Here is an 18,480-nt window from a genome sequence, read left to right as displayed (position 1 = left end):
TTCTTTTTCTTCTTCCTCTTGGAAAGAAAGCGAAAAGAAAGAACCAAAGATTTTCTGTTTTTCACGAATTCCAAACATGATATACTAAATATCGAAATTGTGCTGATGAGAAATGGATATAATTGCTACAGATTTCAAAGCTGCTTGGAAGAAGACAAGATAGGTATTCCAAGATATAAATCGGGATTTGTGGAGGTAGGATAATCGTGAAAGATAAAAAAGACGGTGGAAACAAAGCAGTAACAGGTATGGCTTTAGGCATGGCTATAGGAATGAGTCTGGGAACAGCCTTAGGTGCAGCAATAGGAAATATTGGTATGTATATGCCGATGGGACTTTCCGCTGGCATGTGCCTTGGGCTTGCCATAGGAAGCGCGGTAAAAAACAATGACAATGATGACGACGATGAGGGTGAGAAATAAAAAGAAGAAGTGGATGCTGATAATAGTCGCTATAGTTATCGTCGGGATTATTGTATTTTCTTTTATACAATATAGAAATGTGCATACATTCACATTAACTGATTTGGAAGCCTCAGAATGTATTTGTTCTGGCATCTACTATTTTAATTATGGCAGGAACAATTATCATCATATTTTAGCAAAAAAACATGCAAGCCTGCCCGACGCCGCAACATTGTAAATTGTAATTTATTGGGATAGATAAACTAGACATGAGTGATTAATAAAAGCATACACAGTATTTAACTGATAGGTGGCATGGATTTCATGATGAGAAATCCTCGCCGCCTTTTTTTGATGGAGCAAATATCGAATCGAAAGGAGCAGAAGCATGATTCAGAATGAAGAAAAGTCCAAGGAACAGATCAAGGCAGAGAAAGCAGTGGAACAGGCAAAGGCGCGTCTTCTGGAAGCGAACCGAAAGGCATCGCAGAAAAAGCGGCAGGCAGAGAACAGGCATAAGTACATGATGGGCGGCATTGTTCATCGGTATTTCCCCGAATGCTATGAATTTGATGAGCAGGAGCTGAACCGGATTTTAGCATCGGCGATCAAGTCAGATCAGTGCCAGAGAATCATTGAGCTTGTCAGAAAGGAGAGCGCCGGAAACGGCAAATTGGGAAAGGATATTTCTATCGACGGGGGCAGCCAGAATGAGGAATAAACAAAGTGCAGGGGAGAGCAAAACCATTCACCGATATTTTCTCGGTGCGCACAGATATACCACCAGAGGTGGTAGGTGCGTCCTTCGGAGACCATTGCATGGAGCCTTGCCTGCCGCATGGGCAGGGACGCGTGCTACGCGGCGACAGAAAGCAAGGGGCTGAATGGCAGTTAAATCTATCAGTACGCGTGCGCAGATATGCGGACGAGGGGAGCGATGTCACGGCGGGCATTCCGCCGTAGAGCAATCATCCTACATCAGCCGAACCACCATGCATTCGGAATACGACGGGCAGACCTATTACCCGAAATATTCCGAAGACCTTGTTTACACGGCGGTCATGCTGCCGGACAATGCACCGGAGGAATATAAAGACCCTGGTAAATTGTGGAATGCAGTTGAAACGTATGAAACCGGAGCAAAGGCACAGCTGGCAAGAACCTACCGCGTGGAACTGCCAAACGAATGGAACTATGAGCTTGCAACGAAAGTGATGCGGGATTACGTGCAGAGGAACTTTGTTGACAAGGGAATGTGTGCGCAGTTTGCAATCCATGATTCAGAGAACAGGAAAACAGGGCAGAGAAATCTGCACTGTCATATCTTGCTTACGATGCGAAGTCTTGACGCACAGGGACATTGGATGGCCAAGCAGAGAAAGGAATATCTCAAAGATGAGAACGGTGAGCGGATTCCGCTCATGGATAAGAAAACCGGACAGCAGAAAACCGATAAACAGCACAGGAAACAGTGGAAGTGCGTAACCATTCCCACCAATGACTGGAGCAGTAAAGAGAATGCCAAACGTTGGAGGAAAGACCTGGCAGATACTATCAATGCCGTAAACCAGAGAATCGGCATGACAGAAGATTTCTGGGAGCATCGCTCATTCAAAGAGCAGGGATTAGAAATTGTCCCGCAAATCCATCTTGGAGAAAAGGCAAGTGCAATGGAACGGGCTGGGGTGCAGACTATCCGCGGCGATATTAACAGGGAGATCATTGCCAACAATGCAGTTATCCAGATGGCACGTGCCGCGTATGAACAGGCGAAAGAGAATCTGCGCGTAATATCGGCGATTCCGGCATCTGCGGTTAAGGCCATCAAGAGCGAGATTCTTGATATGATTCGGGAAGCCGCGAAGCGGAACCATGAACGGCTGAAACTGCCGATCATCAAGGGAAAGTTCCTGCGCCTTATGTCAGATCGTGCGTCCCTGCAAAATAAATCGCAGATGGAAGACTTTGTGCGGAAAATGGGCTGGACTTCCTTTGCGGAAATGAAGTCGTTCAAGCACGAACAGGAGCAGAAGTATTCTGCAATCAGTACACAGAGATTGGATATGCAGAAACGCGCCGTGTATCTGCAATCGCTGTTGGATGCTTACAGGGAGTATGAGCCATATATCAAGTTCCACAAAGAGCAGTGGGCAGTAACCGGGTGGGCGCGGAAGAAGTACGAGCGACAGCATATCAGTGAGTTGGCGTTTTACGATGCGCACCGCAGCCACATCAAGGGCATGATTACGGAAGCGGATAAGAAGATCACACCGCGGACATGGAGACAGGAGCTTGCAGCGGTACAGGCATCACTTGACCGGACACAGAAACCATATGCAGAGCTTGTCACCAATCTGTCTGCCGTGGAAGTGCTTGAGTACAATCGCGATGATCTGAACCGGATGCTGGCGAATGAGAGCCGCCAAAAGAAGCAGATCGCGGCGCGGGTGCAGAATCGCAGAGAGGAGGCATTGTAGAGGAGTTTATGGAGAAAGAGCAGAATTTAACACAGGAGCAGGAAAGCACAGTTGCCGGGAATGVTGATTGTGCTTTTTCTGCGCCATCGGGAACCATACGAAAGCAAGTCGGCAAAATCACGTACATCGCCGATATGTACTTCAAGAACGAGGGACAGACCTTTTCAGAGAAGTTGAAACGGGTGTTAAAAGCCGATTCTGGGAAAAATTCGGTATAAGAAACTATTGACAATTAGTGTTTGGCAAGACCCTGAAAAGTATACTTGTCAGCTGCGGCGCAAGACTTGCTCCATTTGATATTCAGGAAGTCCGGGATATCACCATGTACGATGAACTGGAGCTTGATACGCTGGGAGACAGGAAAACAGCGCTTTTCCTGATCATGTCGGATACCGATGCCACATTTAACTTTTTGATCGCTATGATCTATACGCAGATGTTCAACCTGCTCTGTGAGAAGGCGGATGATGTCTACGGAGGACGCCTGCCGGTGCATGTGCGGTATCTCATTGATGAGGCTGCCAACATCGGTCAGATCCCAAATCTGGAAAAGCTTGTGGCAACGATCCGCAGCCGTGAGATCTCTGCCTGTCTGGTGCTGCAGGCGCAGTCGCAGCTCAAGGCGATCTACAAGGACAACGCAGATACGATCATCGGCAACATGGATTCGCGGATCTTCCTTGGCGGCACGGAACCAACAACGCTGAAGGAGCTGAATCAGGCACTCGGCAAGGAGACGATCGATACCTACAACACCGGAGAGAACCGGGGACGGGAGCTGTCGCACAGCCTGAACTATCAGAAGCTGGGACATGATCTTCTGTCCGTTGATGAACTCGCGGTGCTGGATGGATCCAAGTGCATTTTGCAGCTCAGAGGTGTCCGACCATTCCTGTCATCCAAGTATGACCTGACGAAGCATCCGAACTATTACCTGACCGGGGACCTGTTTGACATTGAGAAGTTCCTGAACCGGCAGATGAAACTGAAGCCGGACGAGAAATACGAGGTGGTGAACGGAGATCTTGCAGCAAATCGTCTGTGCATTGTTAATGGCAAATCTTAAGGTGCCAGATGGGAACCTTAAGATGCATGAGGGCACTATGGATAAAGAAATCGTCGCAGAAGGAAAGCTGGCAATTCAGATTGACACCAGACCGATGTTCTGATCAAAGGTTGTTATCAAAGTTTTTTTATTGTAATGTCACCTTGAGGTCGCAACCACTTGAGGTCGCAAATTGCGACCTCAAGTTTTAAGAAGGACAGGTAATGAGCAAAATTAAATCCGAGAAAGCTGTCGACTTGGCTGTCATAAGTAGCGAGAGCGAAATCCGACGAATGATTTATATCGTCAGAAATCAGCAGGTAATGCTGGATTCCGATCAGCTTTCCAACACGCTGAGAGTCAGATAACCTATCAAAGATAATCCTCCCGTCACATCTATGTCCGCCTTTTCAGACTTTGGTATGCCGGGGTTAATACTATGCAGACCTATTGATGCTTACTTTGGAGCTACCAGCTTTGTTCACCCACCTTCACTGCAGAAGACTCAAAGACTTTCGGAAAACAGATAAATAATTGAAAAATGATTGCTATATTTGCTGTTAGGAGGTGAGCATAATGAATGCAAAGATACTGATTGCTGACGATGAAAGCGATATTGTTTCCATGCTTGGTAGTTTTTTTGAGAGCAAGGGTTTTCGTGTGCTGCCCGCTTTCAATGGCGCAGAAGCACTAAAGCAAGTGGAAAAGCAGCCGGATATTATTTTGCTTGACATCAATATGCCCGGAACAGACGGGTTAGAAGTTTGCAAGCGTATCCGCGATCACATATCCTGCCCGATCCTTTTTCTGACTGCTCGGATTGAAGATGCAGACAAGGTAAAAGGCTTTGCCGTTGGCGGTGATGATTATATTGTGAAGCCCTTTTCCCTCGTAGAGCTTGAAGCACGGGTGCGCGCTCATCTGCGTCGGGAAGCACGACACAATTTTGAAGCACAAGTCAAGTTTTCCGGTGATTTAACGATTGACTATTCAGAACGTTGCGTGTTCTTTGGCGATAAGCGTGTCGATCTTGCAAAAAAGGAATTTGATATTGTGGAACTGCTTTCTCAAAATCCAGGACAGATCTTTGATAAAGAACGAATTTATGAGCGTATTTGGGGTTATGACAGCGAGGGTGACAGCAGCGTTGTGGCAGAGCATATCCGCAGGATACGGACTAAAATTGCTGCATATACCGACCATATATATGTTGAAACGGTTTGGGGGTGTGGATATAAATGGGTCAAGTAAATTGCCGCAAGCACTATTTATCTCTCCAAAAAAGCCTTGTTCTCTATGTAATTGCCTTTGTTGTACTCGCAGTCTTTCTATCCGTAACGACTTTTTCGATCTGTGGTAGTGCTGCCGAAGGTATCAGAGCATCTTATCCCCCATCCGGCGAAAAATATTATTTGACGAATGAGCAGGGGGAACAGTTGGGTGACGGCGCTTACATCGGGATAGTGCCCGTCCCGATGTCTAAAGAGGACGAGCGTACAATTGCGCTACTGGAGAAACTTCCCATTGTTGCAGCTCCTATCTATTCTGCATTCTGTATTATCGCCGCTGCGCTGCTGTTTTACAGAAACAGGCTGAAAAAGCCGCTTGCGGAACTGCGGACTGCTTCTGAAAAAATAGCGAACAATGACTTGGACTTTTCAATAGACTATGATAACAACGATGAATTGGGACAGCTTTGCGCGTCTTTTGAAATCATGCGGACAACCCTTGCGAACAATTTCTCTAAAATGTGGCGGCAAGTTGAAGAACGAAAAGCACTCAACACCGCTTTTGCTCACGATCTGCGTACTCCTCTAACAGTATTAAAAGGATATAACGAAATGCTGCAAGCCAGCGACAATTCCCAAACGAGGGAAACCGCCGCCACAATGGGAAAGCATATCTCTCGTATGGAAAGTTATGTGAGCAGCATGAGCAATCTTAGGCGTATGGAAGATACACAGCCAGAGTACAAGTTGATAGACTTGCAGACAGTGGCATCTTCTTTGTATGACAGCGCAAAAATCGTATGTGCGAAAAACGGAAAAAAATTAATTTTACAAAATGACATACCTGTTTCGCGGTTATCCCTTGATGGGTCCTTTGTTTCACAAGTGTGTAATAATCTGATCTCTAATGCAGTTCGGTATGCCCGGACTTCGGTAACAATCTCTTTTGCCTTGCGTGACAATGGTCTGCTGCTTTCCGTATCAGATGATGGAAAAGGGTTTGACAAAAGCGGTCTGCAAAAAGCTACCAGCCCATATTACACAGAGGAAAGCAACCATTCCGAGCATTTCGGACTTGGACTGTATATTTGTAAGCTGCTTTGTGAACACCACAACGGCTATTTGAAGATCGAAAATACTACAACCGGGGCAAAGGTATCCGCCTACTTCAAATCTCCAGCCTTGTAGATAAAAAGTAGATATCTCCTCTCTATACTCTCCATGAAAACACATGGAGAGTATTTTTATTGCTCCCTATGGAGAAAGGAGCGTTTTTTATGGAGTTAAAGACAATCGGTCTGACAAAAAAGTTCGGCTCTAAAACGGCTGTGAACGCCTTGAACATCACCTTGACAAATGGCGTTTACGGCTTACTGGGCGCAAATGGCGCAGGGAAAACAACGCTTATGCGTCTGCTCTGCAATATCCAAAATCCTACTTCCGGGAAAATTCTGCTGAACGGAAAAAACATTTCTGGGCTTGGTGAACGCTATCGCAATCTTTTGGGTTACTTGCCCCAGCACTTCGGATATTACCCGGATTTTTCAGCGTTTGACTTTCTGCTCTATGTTTCTGCCCTAAAAGGGTTGGATGAGAAGACGGCGCGTAAGAAGTCAAAGGAGCTGCTGGAAGTAGTAGACTTATCGAGGGAAAGTAAGCACAAAATCAAAACCTTTTCCGGGGGCATGAAACAGCGTTTGGGGATTGCACAGGCCATGCTCAATGACCCCCGCATTTTGATTTTGGATGAGCCGACAGCGGGACTTGACCCAAAAGAGCGCGTCCGTTTCCGCAATTTGATCAGCGCCTTTTCCAAAGACCGCATTGTAATTCTGTCTACGCATATTGTTTCCGATGTGGAGTTTATTGCAGAGGAAATCATTATGATGAAATCCGGTCAGATCATTCATTTTGGAAATCCGCAGGAGATTACTTCTGAAATCGACGGTCAAGTATGGGAATGTACGGTTCCGACTGCCTATGCGGAAAAATACGCGGCTGCCTACAATACAAGCAATCTGCGTAACATCAGCGGAAATCAGACAATCTTACGGGTTATTGGAGATCGTCCGCCTATGGAAAATGTGGTAAGGGTGCAGCCTACTTTGGAAGATTTGTACCTGTTCTATTTCAAAGGGGGTTGTGAAGAATGAAAAAACTAATTCTTTTTGAACTGCGAAAAATATTTTCAAAGCGTTTATCTTTGATTGTTCTGGTTGGAATACTTCTGTTTTCTGTCTTGATTTCCTTTTCTACCTATCAAAACAAATTTGCTTTTGACGGTGTAAGTGCGGAAGGTTCAGGAAAAACGGCAGTAGAAATCGACAAGGAAATTGCCGCGAAATACGAGGGAATATTGACCGACGAAAAAGTACAGCAAATGATGAATGACTTTGCGCCGACCCATGATCTGCATGGTCTCAATGCGATGTACCTGTATCAAAACGCTACACAATCCGCCGCCTTTTCCCGATTTTCTGATAAAGAGGGAAATTGGAACGGATTAAGTGTTTCGGATGTGTTCGGTAATGAAAAAATCAAAATTGGCTATGTAGATGGTTGGCTTTCAACAAGTAAAAACATGGTGCGGATTTTTATCGTACTTGCTCTTGCGGTTATCATCATGCTTGCTCCGATTTTCTCCGGCGAGTATGAAGGCGTTGACAATATCATATTGACAAGCAAATACGGCAAAACCAAATGCGCTACTGCAAAGGTAGCAGCAGGTATTCTTACCGCCATTCTCACTACCGCGCTGGTTGCGGCTTTTAACTTGCTTCTTGCTCTTATCTTATATGGAACGGAAGGGCTGGATTGTAGTATCCTATTCGCTCCCAGCGACTATGTAGAGGGGTTCATTCCTTTCAATATCACTTGTGGGACGTTGCTAAAATACCAAATCCTTTTGGCGTTTACCTGTACTCTCAGCGTAACGGGAATTACGCTACTTATATCTGCAATCAGTAAAAATCAGATTGTAGCTTTCGTTGCGTCTATGGCAATTTTTCTTTTTCCCGTTTTGCTGCCGATCACCGAAGTAAATCCATTGTTCCGATTGGTTGGACTTCTTCCAATCTATCATGTACTGGTCATTTCGCTTCTGTCGGTGGAGCAAATGAATAACGGTATGCTGTATGCGATATGGGCCATCCCGGCAGCACTGCTCTTTTTGGGAGTTGGCGCCGTTTTCTCCTGCTGCGTATTTGCAAAGCACCAGGTTTCATAAGCTTTTGATACCAAATCGCTGACACTAGATTTGTATGAAATCAGTTATCTCGTTCGCACGCAGATTGGAGGTAAAAGATGACGTACGTCTTTGATGAGCATGGAGAACGACACCGATTCGATGCTTTTTGTAAAACTGTTCTACGTCATGAAGCCACAAATTATTTTCGAGAGTTGAACCACCAAGGGAAACATATAGCTCAGTTTAGCACCTTATCGCAGTCTGAATTAGGCAAACTCTATGCAGTTGATGAATACCCCAGCGAGAAGTTTGTATTTTCAGCGTTTGGTTATGTACTGTACCTTCGTGAAGAAATGGTGGCTGACGCTTTTTCCGGTCTGCCGGAGCCGGAACATACTATTTTGATCCTGTATTGTGTGTTGGAACTTCCAGACAAAGAAGTGGGCAATTTTGTAGGGATGTCCCGCAGCGCCGTCCAGCGCCACAGGACAAAGGCATCAAATAAACTGCGAAAAACTTGGAAGCCGAAGGAGTACGAAATTGATATGAAACAGGCAACTTTTAACGGCAGGGTGCTTTTGCCGATGGACGTAATCAAAGCGGCTCGCGCCGGTGATCCATTAGCATTGCGACAAGAAGAACCTGTTTGACATTGAGAAGTTCCTGAACCGGCAGATGAAATTGAAGCCGGGCGAGGAATATGAGGTGGTGAATGGAGATCTTGCTGCAAATTAACTTTCATGGGCTATCTTATTAGATGCACTATGGCATCGTGAATTGAGAAAAGTAAAAGCCAATTATCCGAAGACAAAATTCAATTATCTGAGAAGAAAACTCAACTAACTTTAGCAAACATCAATTATAAGTAGGATAGGAAGTTGATTTTGCCAGTACAGTTTTCAAGCAATACGCTGCTTTCAATAAACCTCTTGACTGCTCCCTCAGGGGGCGGCTTATGGTTTAGCTGGAGGTGATGCGTATGTATATCAATGAAGCCGCAAAATTAGCTGGAACAACGAAAAAAGCGATTGAATACTATTGTCAGAAAGGATTGCTTGATCCTGCAATAGCAGAGAATGGGTACAAATCCTTCTCTGCGGAAGATGTTGAAAAACTGAAAAAGATTTCGCTTCTGCGAAGTCTTGGCGTATCTGTTGCTAATATCGCGGAACTGGTTAATAAAGGTGATAGTTTGGCTTTTTGGAAAATCATTGATACTCAGCGGCGTGACCTGCAAAGAAGAAAAGAACAGAACGATCTTCTGAAAGAGCTGGCGTCATCTTTGGACTGGAATGCTGTGAAGCTTAAGGCAGCCGCGGCGGAATGCCGGGAATCTGTAATAGACCGCTTGATGATCGCCTTTCCGGGATTCTGGGGAAATTATTTATCGCTCCATTTCCGCGAATTTTTAATGAATCCGATCGAAACCGAAGAACAGGAGAATGCCTATCATGAAATCTGTGATTATCTTGATAGCGTACATATGGAAATCCCCGATGAATTAGAAGACTATCTGGATTCCCTGAATATTCTGGACAGTCAGGAAATCTTCTTGAATACAAGGAATGCTCTATCAGATGTCATAGATGATCCAGAAAACTGGCTGGTAAATCATAAAGAAATCATCGAGCAGTATCTTAAGTTTCAGGATACTGAAGAATACCGAAATTCAGAAGGAGCTAAGCTTAAGGAAGTGTTAAAGAGATTCAATCAAGAGCAGGGATATAACAGCGTTTTCATTCCTGCAATGAGAAAACTTAGTCCTGCTTATGATGAATATGTTTTAAAGCTGCAGAAAGCGGATCAGGCCTTTTCACAACGCTATCAGCAATAAACAGGTTTATCATGCCGAATAATGAGAATACCTAGATCCATACCTGGCTGCTATCTGTGCCGTTCATGTTGGACAAATGCGACAGTCCAAAGATGAGGGACGTCCAGATAGCACTGTGGCAGAGAGGGTGGTTTGTCTCTTTGTACCAGGCGCAGAAGGTATCTGCACCGATACCGCGGAATATTGTTTCTTCAAAGATGCCAGCAGTTAGGGCAATGAAGGTGTCACAAAGGATGGAAGAGATGTCTTGTTTCAGCAGTGCGGTGATATTTCCCGGTACATCGAATAAATGGACCATGTACAGGTCGACAAAGATGAGCAGGAATATAAGTGAGAAAGCAGGTGTCTGGAAAAAAGGATGTGCTTCTGTTAAGAGGTGGTTTCCTTTGTGAAAGTGGATAAACCAGAAATAGCACGCAAGAGCAAACAAAAATCTCCCGATGATGTAGCCGGTAAGGCCGAAGGTGCGGTACAGGAAGCTGCTGCCAAAGCCTTAGATAAAAAGCAGAGTGATAAACAGCAATAAGAGAAATTTTGGTTTGATCGAGTTTATGCGATTGTTAAACATCGGATAAGATGATTATAGTATGGATAAAGCTGTTTTATGAACAGAAAGCGTTCAAACTGCTACGGCGAAAAAGATCGTAAATTTTGAAGCTATGTAAAACTTGAGCAGGCACCAATCTAGAAGATATTTTATTCGTGCAAAAACCAGAATAGTGCATGTATTAAAATTTGCACGCGTTCAATATTACTTCGTAAAATTGTTATTGTACGAAGTTTTTTATTCGCCATATTATTGCGCTCTAATAACTTTTGACGAGACNCCAAAAATTAAAAGAAGCTGTCAATACACAATGAATTTCCATCGTTGTTATTAGCAGCCTCTTCAATGCATGTCAACCGTTTCGGTTATTGATCTACTATATGTTTTCGTTGAGCATAGTTTTACGTTCCGTAATTTTCTGCCACTGATAGCATTGCCAGAACACTTATATCATAAGATTTAATTACCATGTCGGCTTCATCAGTGCATTGGATAATTCTTGATCCTTTATAGCCAACTGTAAATAATCCTGCTCTCTTTGCTGATTTGATACCATTTGGAGAGTCTTCGATCGCAATTGCCTCTTCAGGTTTTACTTCTAATCTCTTACATGCTAGTAGATAAATATCTGGTGCTGGCTTCCCACATATAACTGAGTCTCCAGTAATCACCGTGTTTATCAATTCAGCAATACCAATTTGATGAATAATTGCATTTACATAGCTTTTTCTTGAGGAAGAAGCAACAGCGATTTTCAGTTCCCTGTTCCAGCAATCCATCATAAATTGTTTCAGAAACGGCATCGGCTGGAGAGGAACTTTCTGCATTTTGGAGGACATTTTTTTGCGTGGCCCTTCCAACAGTTCTTCATCCGAATATTGCTCTAAAGGAAATTTTTTACGCAAATATCTGATGATATTTGGAGAGGACATTCCAAGAACACCAACGACATCTTCTAACCTAGCTTGAATATTTTTCGAACAGAGATAACTCAGAAGGCTTTCTAAATAGTAGACTTCGCTATCAACTAACACTCCGTCACAGTCGAAAATAATTCCTTTGATCTTCACTCTAAATTTGCTCTATATTTTTTCAATTTGGCCATGAACTTCTTTACTCGCTCTTCATCGACTTCATTCTCAAAAATGCCATCCTTTTTGAAATATGTCGCGATAAAGGCTGCATCTGCTACTGAATAAATAGATTCAATCGTTTCGAGCTTAACTCCGGTTGATGCAAACATTACCATATCTGGCCACATCAGCCTGCATTGTTTCATGAACTCAAGATCAATAGGTTTTCCAGCCGACTCTCCGCAGAATCCTAATGCATCAGGAAGGTCAGAAAAAACGGTTGATTTAGCGATTGTCATCTTGTCTCTTCCGCCAATGTCTCCACTCGATTCAGGGACAACATATTGAACCATCTTTAATTTCTTATCTAAGCCCAAATTATGTCTATGGCGTAATAAATCGCCAGGGTGAGCATCCACAAGTCCCATATTCCCGGAGAAAGCACCTGAGAATGTTCCACGCATGATCACTCCTCCGATAGCTGCATTTAATGCAATGCTCGCATGAGTATTTGAAATTACATTGGCTCCAAAGGGAACATGAATATCATTTTTCAAGCAGCCGATTGCATACGCCATTCCAGAAATAACTTCTTCCGAGGGATTTGTCACATAAGGAAAGCTGAATTCATTTGAAAACAGTACCGCATCAATTCCGCCATTTTCAAGTGCAAGCAGATCTTTCCTTGCGCTTTCAATAACATAATCCATCCCTTTTTCCTGACAAAACATTGGATCTGAAGGAAATGCCTTAAAATGAACAACTCCAATAGCAGCTTTTTCAGTTCCTATTACATCAGTTAACCAAGTTTTATGCATTTGTTTTATCCGTTTTGCTTAATTAAGCAATAATTGGCAATCCCAAGGAGACAGTTTCAACCCGCAGCCTCAGGACTACCACCTTCCTTTCTACTCATCCAATTTTGGGTTCTAGTCATCAATACTATTTGAACGCTTTAGTTATTCATGGTGAAAGTTCACTCATGCAATAAAGTAAAGTTAGAAATGATTTCTAATACGATATTTGATTACAGAATTCCCAGTAAACTGCAGACAATTGCAACAACGAACATCCAGAGCATGATCTTGAATACGCTTGTCCCTTTACTGAGGTTTTTAAATACCAGGAATACAGCAAAAACACTTAATAAACCCGGAACAATTGCATTGAACAGATCCTGAACGACGACCGTTGATTCAGCCACTGTAAACTGGAGAGGAGTGGTGATATTCACATTATTGTAAATCATTGCTCCAGCAATAGTTGATCCGATAATGCTGAGGATATCTGTGATCTTCCCCATTATCTTTTTATCTGTGATTTTACTAAGAATGTTTCTGCCCACTGTATATCCTTGCTTAAACATGAAGATTCCCATTGCCATCAAGTAAGCACCATACAGCAGAATAAACAGAATTGTGCCAAAGACATTTCCTTTGGTAGCCATGTCTACACCAATAGCCAGTGCTACCGTTTTCACCAAGCCTTGAGTAATGGTGTCTCCAATTCCCGCCAGAGGTCCCATCAAGCCAACTTTCACGCTTGTGATCATATCAGGATCAACGTTTCCGCCATTTGCCATGTCTTCTTCCATGGAGCAAACGAGGCCCGGTATAAATGCTCCCCAGTTATTCTCTGTATTAAAGAAGACCAAGTGGCGTTTCAAAGCTTTTACACGTTCTTCCTTGTTATCAGGATAAAGACGGTTGATAATTGGGGACATTGCATGGCAGAATCCCAGCGACATTAAACGTTCATAAGAGAGGCAGGATTCGGATGTTGTTTCCCAAATGACAAAGCAATGGATAAGATCTTTTTTGGTCAGCCTGCGTGCTACAGGTTTCTCTTGAGCTTCCATAACATTATTCTCATTCATTATGCTGCATCTCCTTCCGTCAGTTTATCTATTCCTAAAGACCAATAAAGCAGTGCTGCAGCTAAGCCAATTAATGTGCAGGCAATAATATCAAGGTTCAGATATGCGCAGAGAACAAATCCAATAATTACGAACGCTACGAATCTCTTCTTATAAACTGCTTTCAGCATCATTCCAATTCCAAGCGCAGGAAGGACTGCTCCTACTGTATTTAACGCATTAGAAACAAATGCAGGCATAGCATTCATAAATGACTCAAATGCAGAGGCACCATACATGACAATAAAGAAGGCTGGTAGGCCATAAACCAGAATGCAGAATAGATTTGGAAGCAACCAGTTATAGACCCAAATTTTCTTCGTTTCCCCAGACTCAACATACTTATCTGCCATATGAACGAAGATGACATTCACAGTCATAATTGCATTTGATGCCAGCAACCCAAGAGTGCCTAAAGTGACGGCAAGTGTTACGCCAACCTCTGGCGTCTGATTTGCAAGCATTGTTACAGCAGTTGCCATAACTCCGGCATAGCATTTATCAAAAGACGAGATACCGCCGACTGTAATCTGCCCCATATAAATTAATTGAATCGTTCCGCCAATAATAGCACCTGTTTTCACATCACCAAGAATAAGACCAACAAGTGTTCCTTCTACCAGCGGATTACGGAAAATCCAAACCAGATATTCACTGAAGACATTCCCACACATGGTGGCAAGAATTCCGATCAATATTGCTTTTATTAACATATTTTTCTCTTTCCTTTTTAAAAGTTAAATTCTGTTTTTTTCTCATCAGGTGTTACTTGAAAATATACAAAGACTCCTGAATTTTGAATTTCCTTCAATGTTTGCACTTCTGATGGACTTGCAGAGATGTTCTTAAATAATTTCTTCCTTTCTGGGTTAGCGCCCATGCCACCAATATTGAGTTCTGTAAGCTTTACCCCTGCTTCGAATATTTTTTTTGCCACTTCTGGCGTTTTCATTAAAATCAAAACATTTTCTAGTTCCGCATCAAATTTAGGGACCAACTCATTGATTTGGTCTTCAGATGAAATGACTAATTCTCTATCACTAGGAGCAACCATTTTCATTACTCCTGAAAGAAAGTCATCCTTTGCCGTTGCAGTGTCAACAACCCAAATTTTTCCAGCATTCTTGTTTTTTGCCCAAGCTGTTACAATTTGACCGTGAATTAAGCGATCATCGATGCGAATCATAACTATACTCATCTTTCTCCCTCTCTTTCCGGCTCTCTCCTTTCAATCGCTTCTTTGAAATCGACAATTCCGGACTTGCCTGATTCAAGAGCTATTTTTTTCAATTCTTCAAGAGAATGGCCTTCCAAATTCGAAATAACTTCCATTAACATCGGCATATTCACACCTGTAATCATTTCAAGAGGATACTCATTTTTTAATCTGCTATATACTCTGGCAGTAATCATGAAAGGTGAACCTCCCATGAGATCTGTTAAAATAAGAGTCCCCTTTGAGCCAGAATCCTCTATTACTTTTTCTATTTCGGATTGATACTGTTCTAGATTTTTTCCATAAGGAAGAGTGATGTAGTGAACATTGTCTTTAGGGCGTCCCATAATCAATGAAACAGTTTTATATAGAGTTTCAGAAAGGTCCGCATGACTTAGAATAAGAAGAGTTGTCATTACGTTTCTCCGTTTCTATTGCTACACATGCATTATAAAAAAGCCGAAAAAGTGAACAAAATCATCCGATTTTTTGACACAGATTATATGTGTGTTCTTGAAATTCAAGCCGAAAGATATTAGTTTTTCAAGCGATTGCCATAATATTTCTTTTCGGGATTTTGCAAGAGAAGATATCGTCTTGATTTCTATATCATGTGTGTTAATATTCGTGTAGAAATTGACATCCATTTATTGATTTCTTTGGATTTGTCATTCGTGTTTGACACTGATACGAAAGAATTTGACACACTTTTTATTTAATTGATATGGAAAACTCGAGAGCGGATAAGATTTACTTAAACATCAAAGAGAAAACCATTCGTTTTCTTCAAGACGGGATGAAGGCAGACAACACAGATGCTCTAAATATTGGTTTGGATCTAAAGATTGATCGTTCAAATGTTTCACGAGAGCTAAACCGGCTGTGGAAAAATGGAAAGTTAATAAAGATTCAAGGTAAGCCAGTATATTATCTTGACTATGAAGAACTTTCTTCTCATTATCCTGATGCTTTTTTCCCTACAGTAATATCAAAAGATGAACAGCTTTCTGATTTTATCGGAAAATCCGAAAAATCTGTCAAGCAATCCAATGTTCCTCTTGATTCTATTGATCAGATTATCGGAGCAACAGGTTCATTATCAGATGTTATTCTTCGTGCCAAGGCAGCAGTTACTTATCCCCCTTATGGAATTCATTGCTTGATTTATGGACGCCCAGGGGTGGGAAAAACAGAGCTAGCTGGATGCATGATTAAATTCGCTGAGAAAGAACGGGGGAAAAGGTTCCATACGAAACAGTATATTGCCAAGAATTTCAAAATAATACAGGGCTCTTTCAAGATACGCTGCTCGGCAAACGAGTTGGTGGGAATAAAGTTAAAGAAGGACTGCTCAAAAAACTTGACTATGGAATTTTAATATTAGATGAGGTTGGAAGTTTAAACATACAAGAGCAGAAATTTGTGATTTCTCTTCTTCAAGATGAAAAATTCCTGCCTGCAGGGAGCAACATTCCTGTGCCGCTCAATACCATGATTATTTGCACGACTCGTCATAAGTATGACGATGAACAAATTGACTCCATAAAGAATAGTCTGCCTGTCCACCTTCATCTGCTTGATATAGATGATCGCGCTGTATATGAGAAAATCGAACTAGTTCTCAGCAATTTTTCCAGGGAAGCTTTACGCATTCATGTTGCAATACGTGTACATAAGGATGTTATTGCAGCTTTATCCGCCAGAAAATATAGAAATAACATTTCCGAGATGAGAAATGAAATTCAGAACATTTGCAGCCGAGCATATTTTGAAAGCCCTGGGAAAGAAATAAAAACGGTCTATGTTACCCTTCAGCACCTTACTCAAGAACTAATAAATCAGAGCGAAGCACACTCAGTCAACACAGCAAATGTAATTAGCCTCCTCTCATGCATTCCATCAGAATATCTACGTTTTGAAGCAGATGGCTTCTCACAAGATTTAACGATTTTTCACCAAGCACCGGACGTCTTCAATGATCATCGGGTGGATCAATTTGTTGATGAATTCGATGTAAATACAGAAGATTTAAATAATATTGATGGTTATGTCAGCGAAAATATTAATGTATTAAAAAATTGCCCTCCAGCACAATTAGAAGCTCTTCGGAAAAAGATAAACCCTTTTGTCTATCAAATAACTATCAAAGAGCTCAATAAACATCATGAATATTTGGAATTGCTAAGTAATCCCCAGCTTCTTTTCGGTGCTTTGATTCACATTTCAAACTACCTTAAGAGGGTTGAAAATGGTGATGTTGCATCAGAACATAAGGAATCTGTTACAAAGCAAATTTATGTGGAAGAATATAAAGTCGCTGAGAATATTTATCGATCAATTGGGTCCTTTTATAATTTTAATCCCACTGAGCGAGAAATCGATTTTATCACTTCATATCTAGCCATTGCGAAACGCTGGTCAATGCATGCGGCGGTTTCTATTTTGCTGATTTGTCACGGAAAATCTGTCGCAACCGAAATGGCATCTTATATCCGAAACAATTATCAAGGAAACTATTCTTTGGACTATATCGACTTTCATGAACACATGCAACTAAATGATCTATTAGAATTATCGCTAATAAAAGCAGGAGAGCTCAATAAAGGGGCAGGTATTCTGATATGTTGTGATATGGAGCCACTCACGTCTGTAGGAGATGTAATACTGAAAAAAATGCATATTCCAACCCGAACAATCCGAAATATAAGTCTTCCTACTTTAATTAATATTGTTGCTGCAGTTTCTAAAACATTTAATGACCTAGATTCTCTTGAGGCTCGTTTTGCATCCTCTTCCTTCAATTCAATAGACAACGACAATTCTTCTTTTCTGGATCAAGTCCGAGACAATATTATTGCGAAAACCGTGTCTTTTCTTGACACAAATAAAGCAGTATCTATTCTGGAAACATGTTTAAGAAATACCTTAAAAGAGCTGGATATTCCATATTCTGATGCGATTGCAGTAAAGTATATATGCCATTGTACAAACATGCTGGAACGTGTCATTAGCAAAGAAACCTGGAATTACCAAAAAATCAATTCGTTTTCTAATGATAATTCCTATATCATGCATGTTGTTGAGCACAATTTGGAATACGCTGAAGACAGTTTCGGCATCAAAATTCCAGCTACAGAAATAGCTTATGTGACGGAAATTTTTCTTCCTGAGTACAATTCTTAAAATAATGAATCATGCACTAATCAGTCACCACCGGAAAAGTAACAATGAATGTAGTTCCTTCTCCAACTTTGCTTACTGCAGAAATGTTTCCTTTTTCAGCTTGGATTATTTCTTTTGCAATCGATAAGCCAAGTCCCGAAGACTTGTCTTGGTCACTCAGAGATCATCGATAGTAGCGCTCGAAAATATATGGAAGATCTTCTTCAGAGATTCCTTTCCCGTTATCCATCACTTCGAAGATCGGTAAGCGTCTAATACAAGGTGAACTGAAATGAAGAGCACCTCTGGGTAGACTGATTGTGATTATCAATCAGAAACCTGGAGGTGATTTTCATGAAAGGATTGACGCGTCAGGAAAATGAAGAATACT

22 protein-coding genes and 1 pseudogene are annotated in these 18,480 nt (G+C 42.0%); 15 read left to right on the top strand and 8 right to left on the bottom strand.

What is annotated here, in order from left to right; genetic code table 11:
• Positions 1 to 206 precede the first annotated feature (206 nt).
• The 12 genes and pseudogenes from FYJ51_RS04720 to FYJ51_RS04665 all read left to right on the top strand — a co-directional run bounded on the left by FYJ51_RS04720 (position 207) and on the right by FYJ51_RS04665 (position 10,176).
• On the top strand, positions 207 to 422 hold the full coding sequence (locus tag FYJ51_RS04720) for a hypothetical protein (protein ID WP_154503851.1): 216 nt from the start codon (positions 207 to 209) through the stop codon (positions 420 to 422).
• Positions 423 to 792: 370 nt separating this feature from the next.
• Positions 793 to 1,125 (top strand): hypothetical protein, encoded by a 333-nt coding sequence (locus FYJ51_RS04715; protein WP_154503849.1) that lies wholly within the window; start codon positions 793 to 795, stop codon positions 1,123 to 1,125.
• Positions 1,126 to 1,288: 163 nt separating this feature from the next.
• The gene (locus FYJ51_RS04710) at positions 1,289 to 2,881 is read left to right on the top strand and encodes a MobA/MobL family protein (protein ID WP_154503847.1); all 1,593 of its coding nucleotides are present in this window, start codon (positions 1,289 to 1,291) and stop codon (positions 2,879 to 2,881) included.
• Positions 2,882 to 2,889: 8 nt separating this feature from the next.
• On the top strand, positions 2,890 to 3,099 hold the full coding sequence (locus tag FYJ51_RS04705) for a hypothetical protein (protein ID WP_154503845.1): 210 nt from the start codon (positions 2,890 to 2,892) through the stop codon (positions 3,097 to 3,099).
• A gap of 11 nt (positions 3,100 to 3,110) precedes the next feature.
• Positions 3,111 to 3,947: pseudogene (locus FYJ51_RS04700) on the top strand (VirD4-like conjugal transfer protein, CD1115 family); the annotation flags it as partial.
• A gap of 203 nt (positions 3,948 to 4,150) precedes the next feature.
• Positions 4,151 to 4,294, top strand: coding sequence for a hypothetical protein (locus FYJ51_RS04695; RefSeq protein ID WP_154503843.1), 144 nt, complete (start codon positions 4,151 to 4,153; stop codon positions 4,292 to 4,294).
• Positions 4,295 to 4,502: 208 nt separating this feature from the next.
• Positions 4,503 to 5,177 carry a response regulator transcription factor gene (locus FYJ51_RS04690; protein WP_154503841.1) on the top strand — a complete coding sequence of 225 codons (675 nt, stop codon included), beginning with the start codon at positions 4,503 to 4,505 and terminating at the stop codon, positions 5,175 to 5,177.
• Positions 5,165 to 6,343 carry a sensor histidine kinase gene (locus FYJ51_RS04685; RefSeq protein WP_154503839.1) on the top strand — a complete coding sequence of 393 codons (1,179 nt, stop codon included), beginning with the start codon at positions 5,165 to 5,167 and terminating at the stop codon, positions 6,341 to 6,343. The genes FYJ51_RS04690 and FYJ51_RS04685 overlap by 13 nt, the downstream gene beginning before the upstream one ends.
• Before the next feature lie 89 nt (positions 6,344 to 6,432).
• The gene (locus tag FYJ51_RS04680; RefSeq protein WP_154503837.1) at positions 6,433 to 7,308 is read left to right on the top strand and encodes an ABC transporter ATP-binding protein; all 876 of its coding nucleotides are present in this window, start codon (positions 6,433 to 6,435) and stop codon (positions 7,306 to 7,308) included.
• Positions 7,305 to 8,381: an ABC transporter permease gene (locus tag FYJ51_RS04675; RefSeq protein WP_154503835.1), complete on the top strand. Its 1,077-nt coding sequence runs from the start codon at positions 7,305 to 7,307 to the stop codon at positions 8,379 to 8,381. The genes FYJ51_RS04680 and FYJ51_RS04675 overlap by 4 nt, the downstream gene beginning before the upstream one ends.
• 77 nt (positions 8,382 to 8,458) lie before the next feature.
• The gene (locus FYJ51_RS04670; RefSeq protein ID WP_154503833.1) at positions 8,459 to 8,992 is read left to right on the top strand and encodes a sigma factor-like helix-turn-helix DNA-binding protein; all 534 of its coding nucleotides are present in this window, start codon (positions 8,459 to 8,461) and stop codon (positions 8,990 to 8,992) included.
• Positions 8,993 to 9,321: 329 nt separating this feature from the next.
• On the top strand, positions 9,322 to 10,176 hold the full coding sequence (locus tag FYJ51_RS04665) for a MerR family transcriptional regulator (RefSeq protein ID WP_205946189.1): 855 nt from the start codon (positions 9,322 to 9,324) through the stop codon (positions 10,174 to 10,176).
• A gap of 31 nt (positions 10,177 to 10,207) precedes the next feature.
• Here the strand turns inward: FYJ51_RS04665 and FYJ51_RS13920 are convergent, their stop codons facing one another.
• On the bottom strand, positions 10,208 to 10,474 hold the full coding sequence (locus FYJ51_RS13920; protein WP_408022618.1) for a CPBP family glutamic-type intramembrane protease: 267 nt from the start codon (positions 10,472 to 10,474) through the stop codon (positions 10,208 to 10,210).
• A 90-nt stretch (positions 10,475 to 10,564) separates the two neighbouring features.
• On the opposite strand from FYJ51_RS13920, the gene FYJ51_RS04660 reads away from it, so the two are divergent.
• Positions 10,565 to 10,702: a hypothetical protein gene (locus FYJ51_RS04660; RefSeq protein WP_154503829.1), complete on the top strand. Its 138-nt coding sequence runs from the start codon at positions 10,565 to 10,567 to the stop codon at positions 10,700 to 10,702.
• A 422-nt stretch (positions 10,703 to 11,124) separates the two neighbouring features.
• On the opposite strand, the gene FYJ51_RS04655 is transcribed toward FYJ51_RS04660, so the two are convergent.
• The 6 genes from FYJ51_RS04655 to FYJ51_RS04630 all read right to left on the bottom strand — a co-directional run bounded on the left by FYJ51_RS04655 (position 11,125) and on the right by FYJ51_RS04630 (position 15,343).
• A complete protein-coding gene (locus tag FYJ51_RS04655) occupies positions 11,125 to 11,793 on the bottom strand; it encodes an HAD family hydrolase (protein WP_154503827.1) in 669 nt (222 codons plus the stop codon).
• Positions 11,790 to 12,614, bottom strand: coding sequence for a BtpA/SgcQ family protein (locus FYJ51_RS04650; RefSeq protein WP_105305211.1), 825 nt, complete (start codon positions 12,612 to 12,614; stop codon positions 11,790 to 11,792). The genes FYJ51_RS04655 and FYJ51_RS04650 overlap by 4 nt, the downstream gene beginning before the upstream one ends.
• Before the next feature lie 209 nt (positions 12,615 to 12,823).
• Complete coding sequence (locus FYJ51_RS04645) at positions 12,824 to 13,672, bottom strand: PTS system mannose/fructose/sorbose family transporter subunit IID (RefSeq protein WP_105305212.1); 849 nt, start codon at positions 13,670 to 13,672, stop codon at positions 12,824 to 12,826.
• A complete protein-coding gene (locus FYJ51_RS04640) occupies positions 13,672 to 14,424 on the bottom strand; it encodes a PTS mannose/fructose/sorbose/N-acetylgalactosamine transporter subunit IIC (RefSeq protein WP_154503825.1) in 753 nt (250 codons plus the stop codon). The genes FYJ51_RS04645 and FYJ51_RS04640 overlap by 1 nt, the downstream gene beginning before the upstream one ends.
• 17 nt (positions 14,425 to 14,441) lie before the next feature.
• Positions 14,442 to 14,897: a PTS sugar transporter subunit IIB gene (locus tag FYJ51_RS04635; RefSeq protein WP_235897219.1), complete on the bottom strand. Its 456-nt coding sequence runs from the start codon at positions 14,895 to 14,897 to the stop codon at positions 14,442 to 14,444.
• An 8-nt stretch (positions 14,898 to 14,905) separates the two neighbouring features.
• On the bottom strand, positions 14,906 to 15,343 hold the full coding sequence (locus tag FYJ51_RS04630; protein WP_154503821.1) for a PTS sugar transporter subunit IIA: 438 nt from the start codon (positions 15,341 to 15,343) through the stop codon (positions 14,906 to 14,908).
• 380 nt (positions 15,344 to 15,723) lie between these two features.
• Here FYJ51_RS04630 and FYJ51_RS04625 point away from each other — a divergent pair, with 380 nt between their 5' ends.
• Positions 15,724 to 16,305: a hypothetical protein gene (locus FYJ51_RS04625; RefSeq protein ID WP_154503819.1), complete on the top strand. Its 582-nt coding sequence runs from the start codon at positions 15,724 to 15,726 to the stop codon at positions 16,303 to 16,305.
• Complete coding sequence (locus tag FYJ51_RS04620) at positions 16,233 to 18,110, top strand: PRD domain-containing protein (RefSeq protein ID WP_235897223.1); 1,878 nt, start codon at positions 16,233 to 16,235, stop codon at positions 18,108 to 18,110. Before FYJ51_RS04625 ends, FYJ51_RS04620 begins: the two co-directional genes overlap by 73 nt.
• A gap of 16 nt (positions 18,111 to 18,126) precedes the next feature.
• Here the strand turns inward: FYJ51_RS04620 and FYJ51_RS13795 are convergent, their stop codons facing one another.
• Entirely contained in the window at positions 18,127 to 18,270 is a 144-nt protein-coding gene (locus FYJ51_RS13795; protein ID WP_154503962.1) for an ATP-binding protein, read from the bottom strand.
• Between the last annotated feature and the right edge of the window lie 210 nt (positions 18,271 to 18,480).

The sequence above is a fragment of the Stecheria intestinalis genome (assembly GCF_009696165.1).
GTDB lineage: Bacteria > Bacillota_I > Bacilli_A > Erysipelotrichales > Erysipelotrichaceae > Bulleidia > Bulleidia intestinalis.
This window is presented reverse-complemented; position numbering and strand designations above follow the sequence as displayed.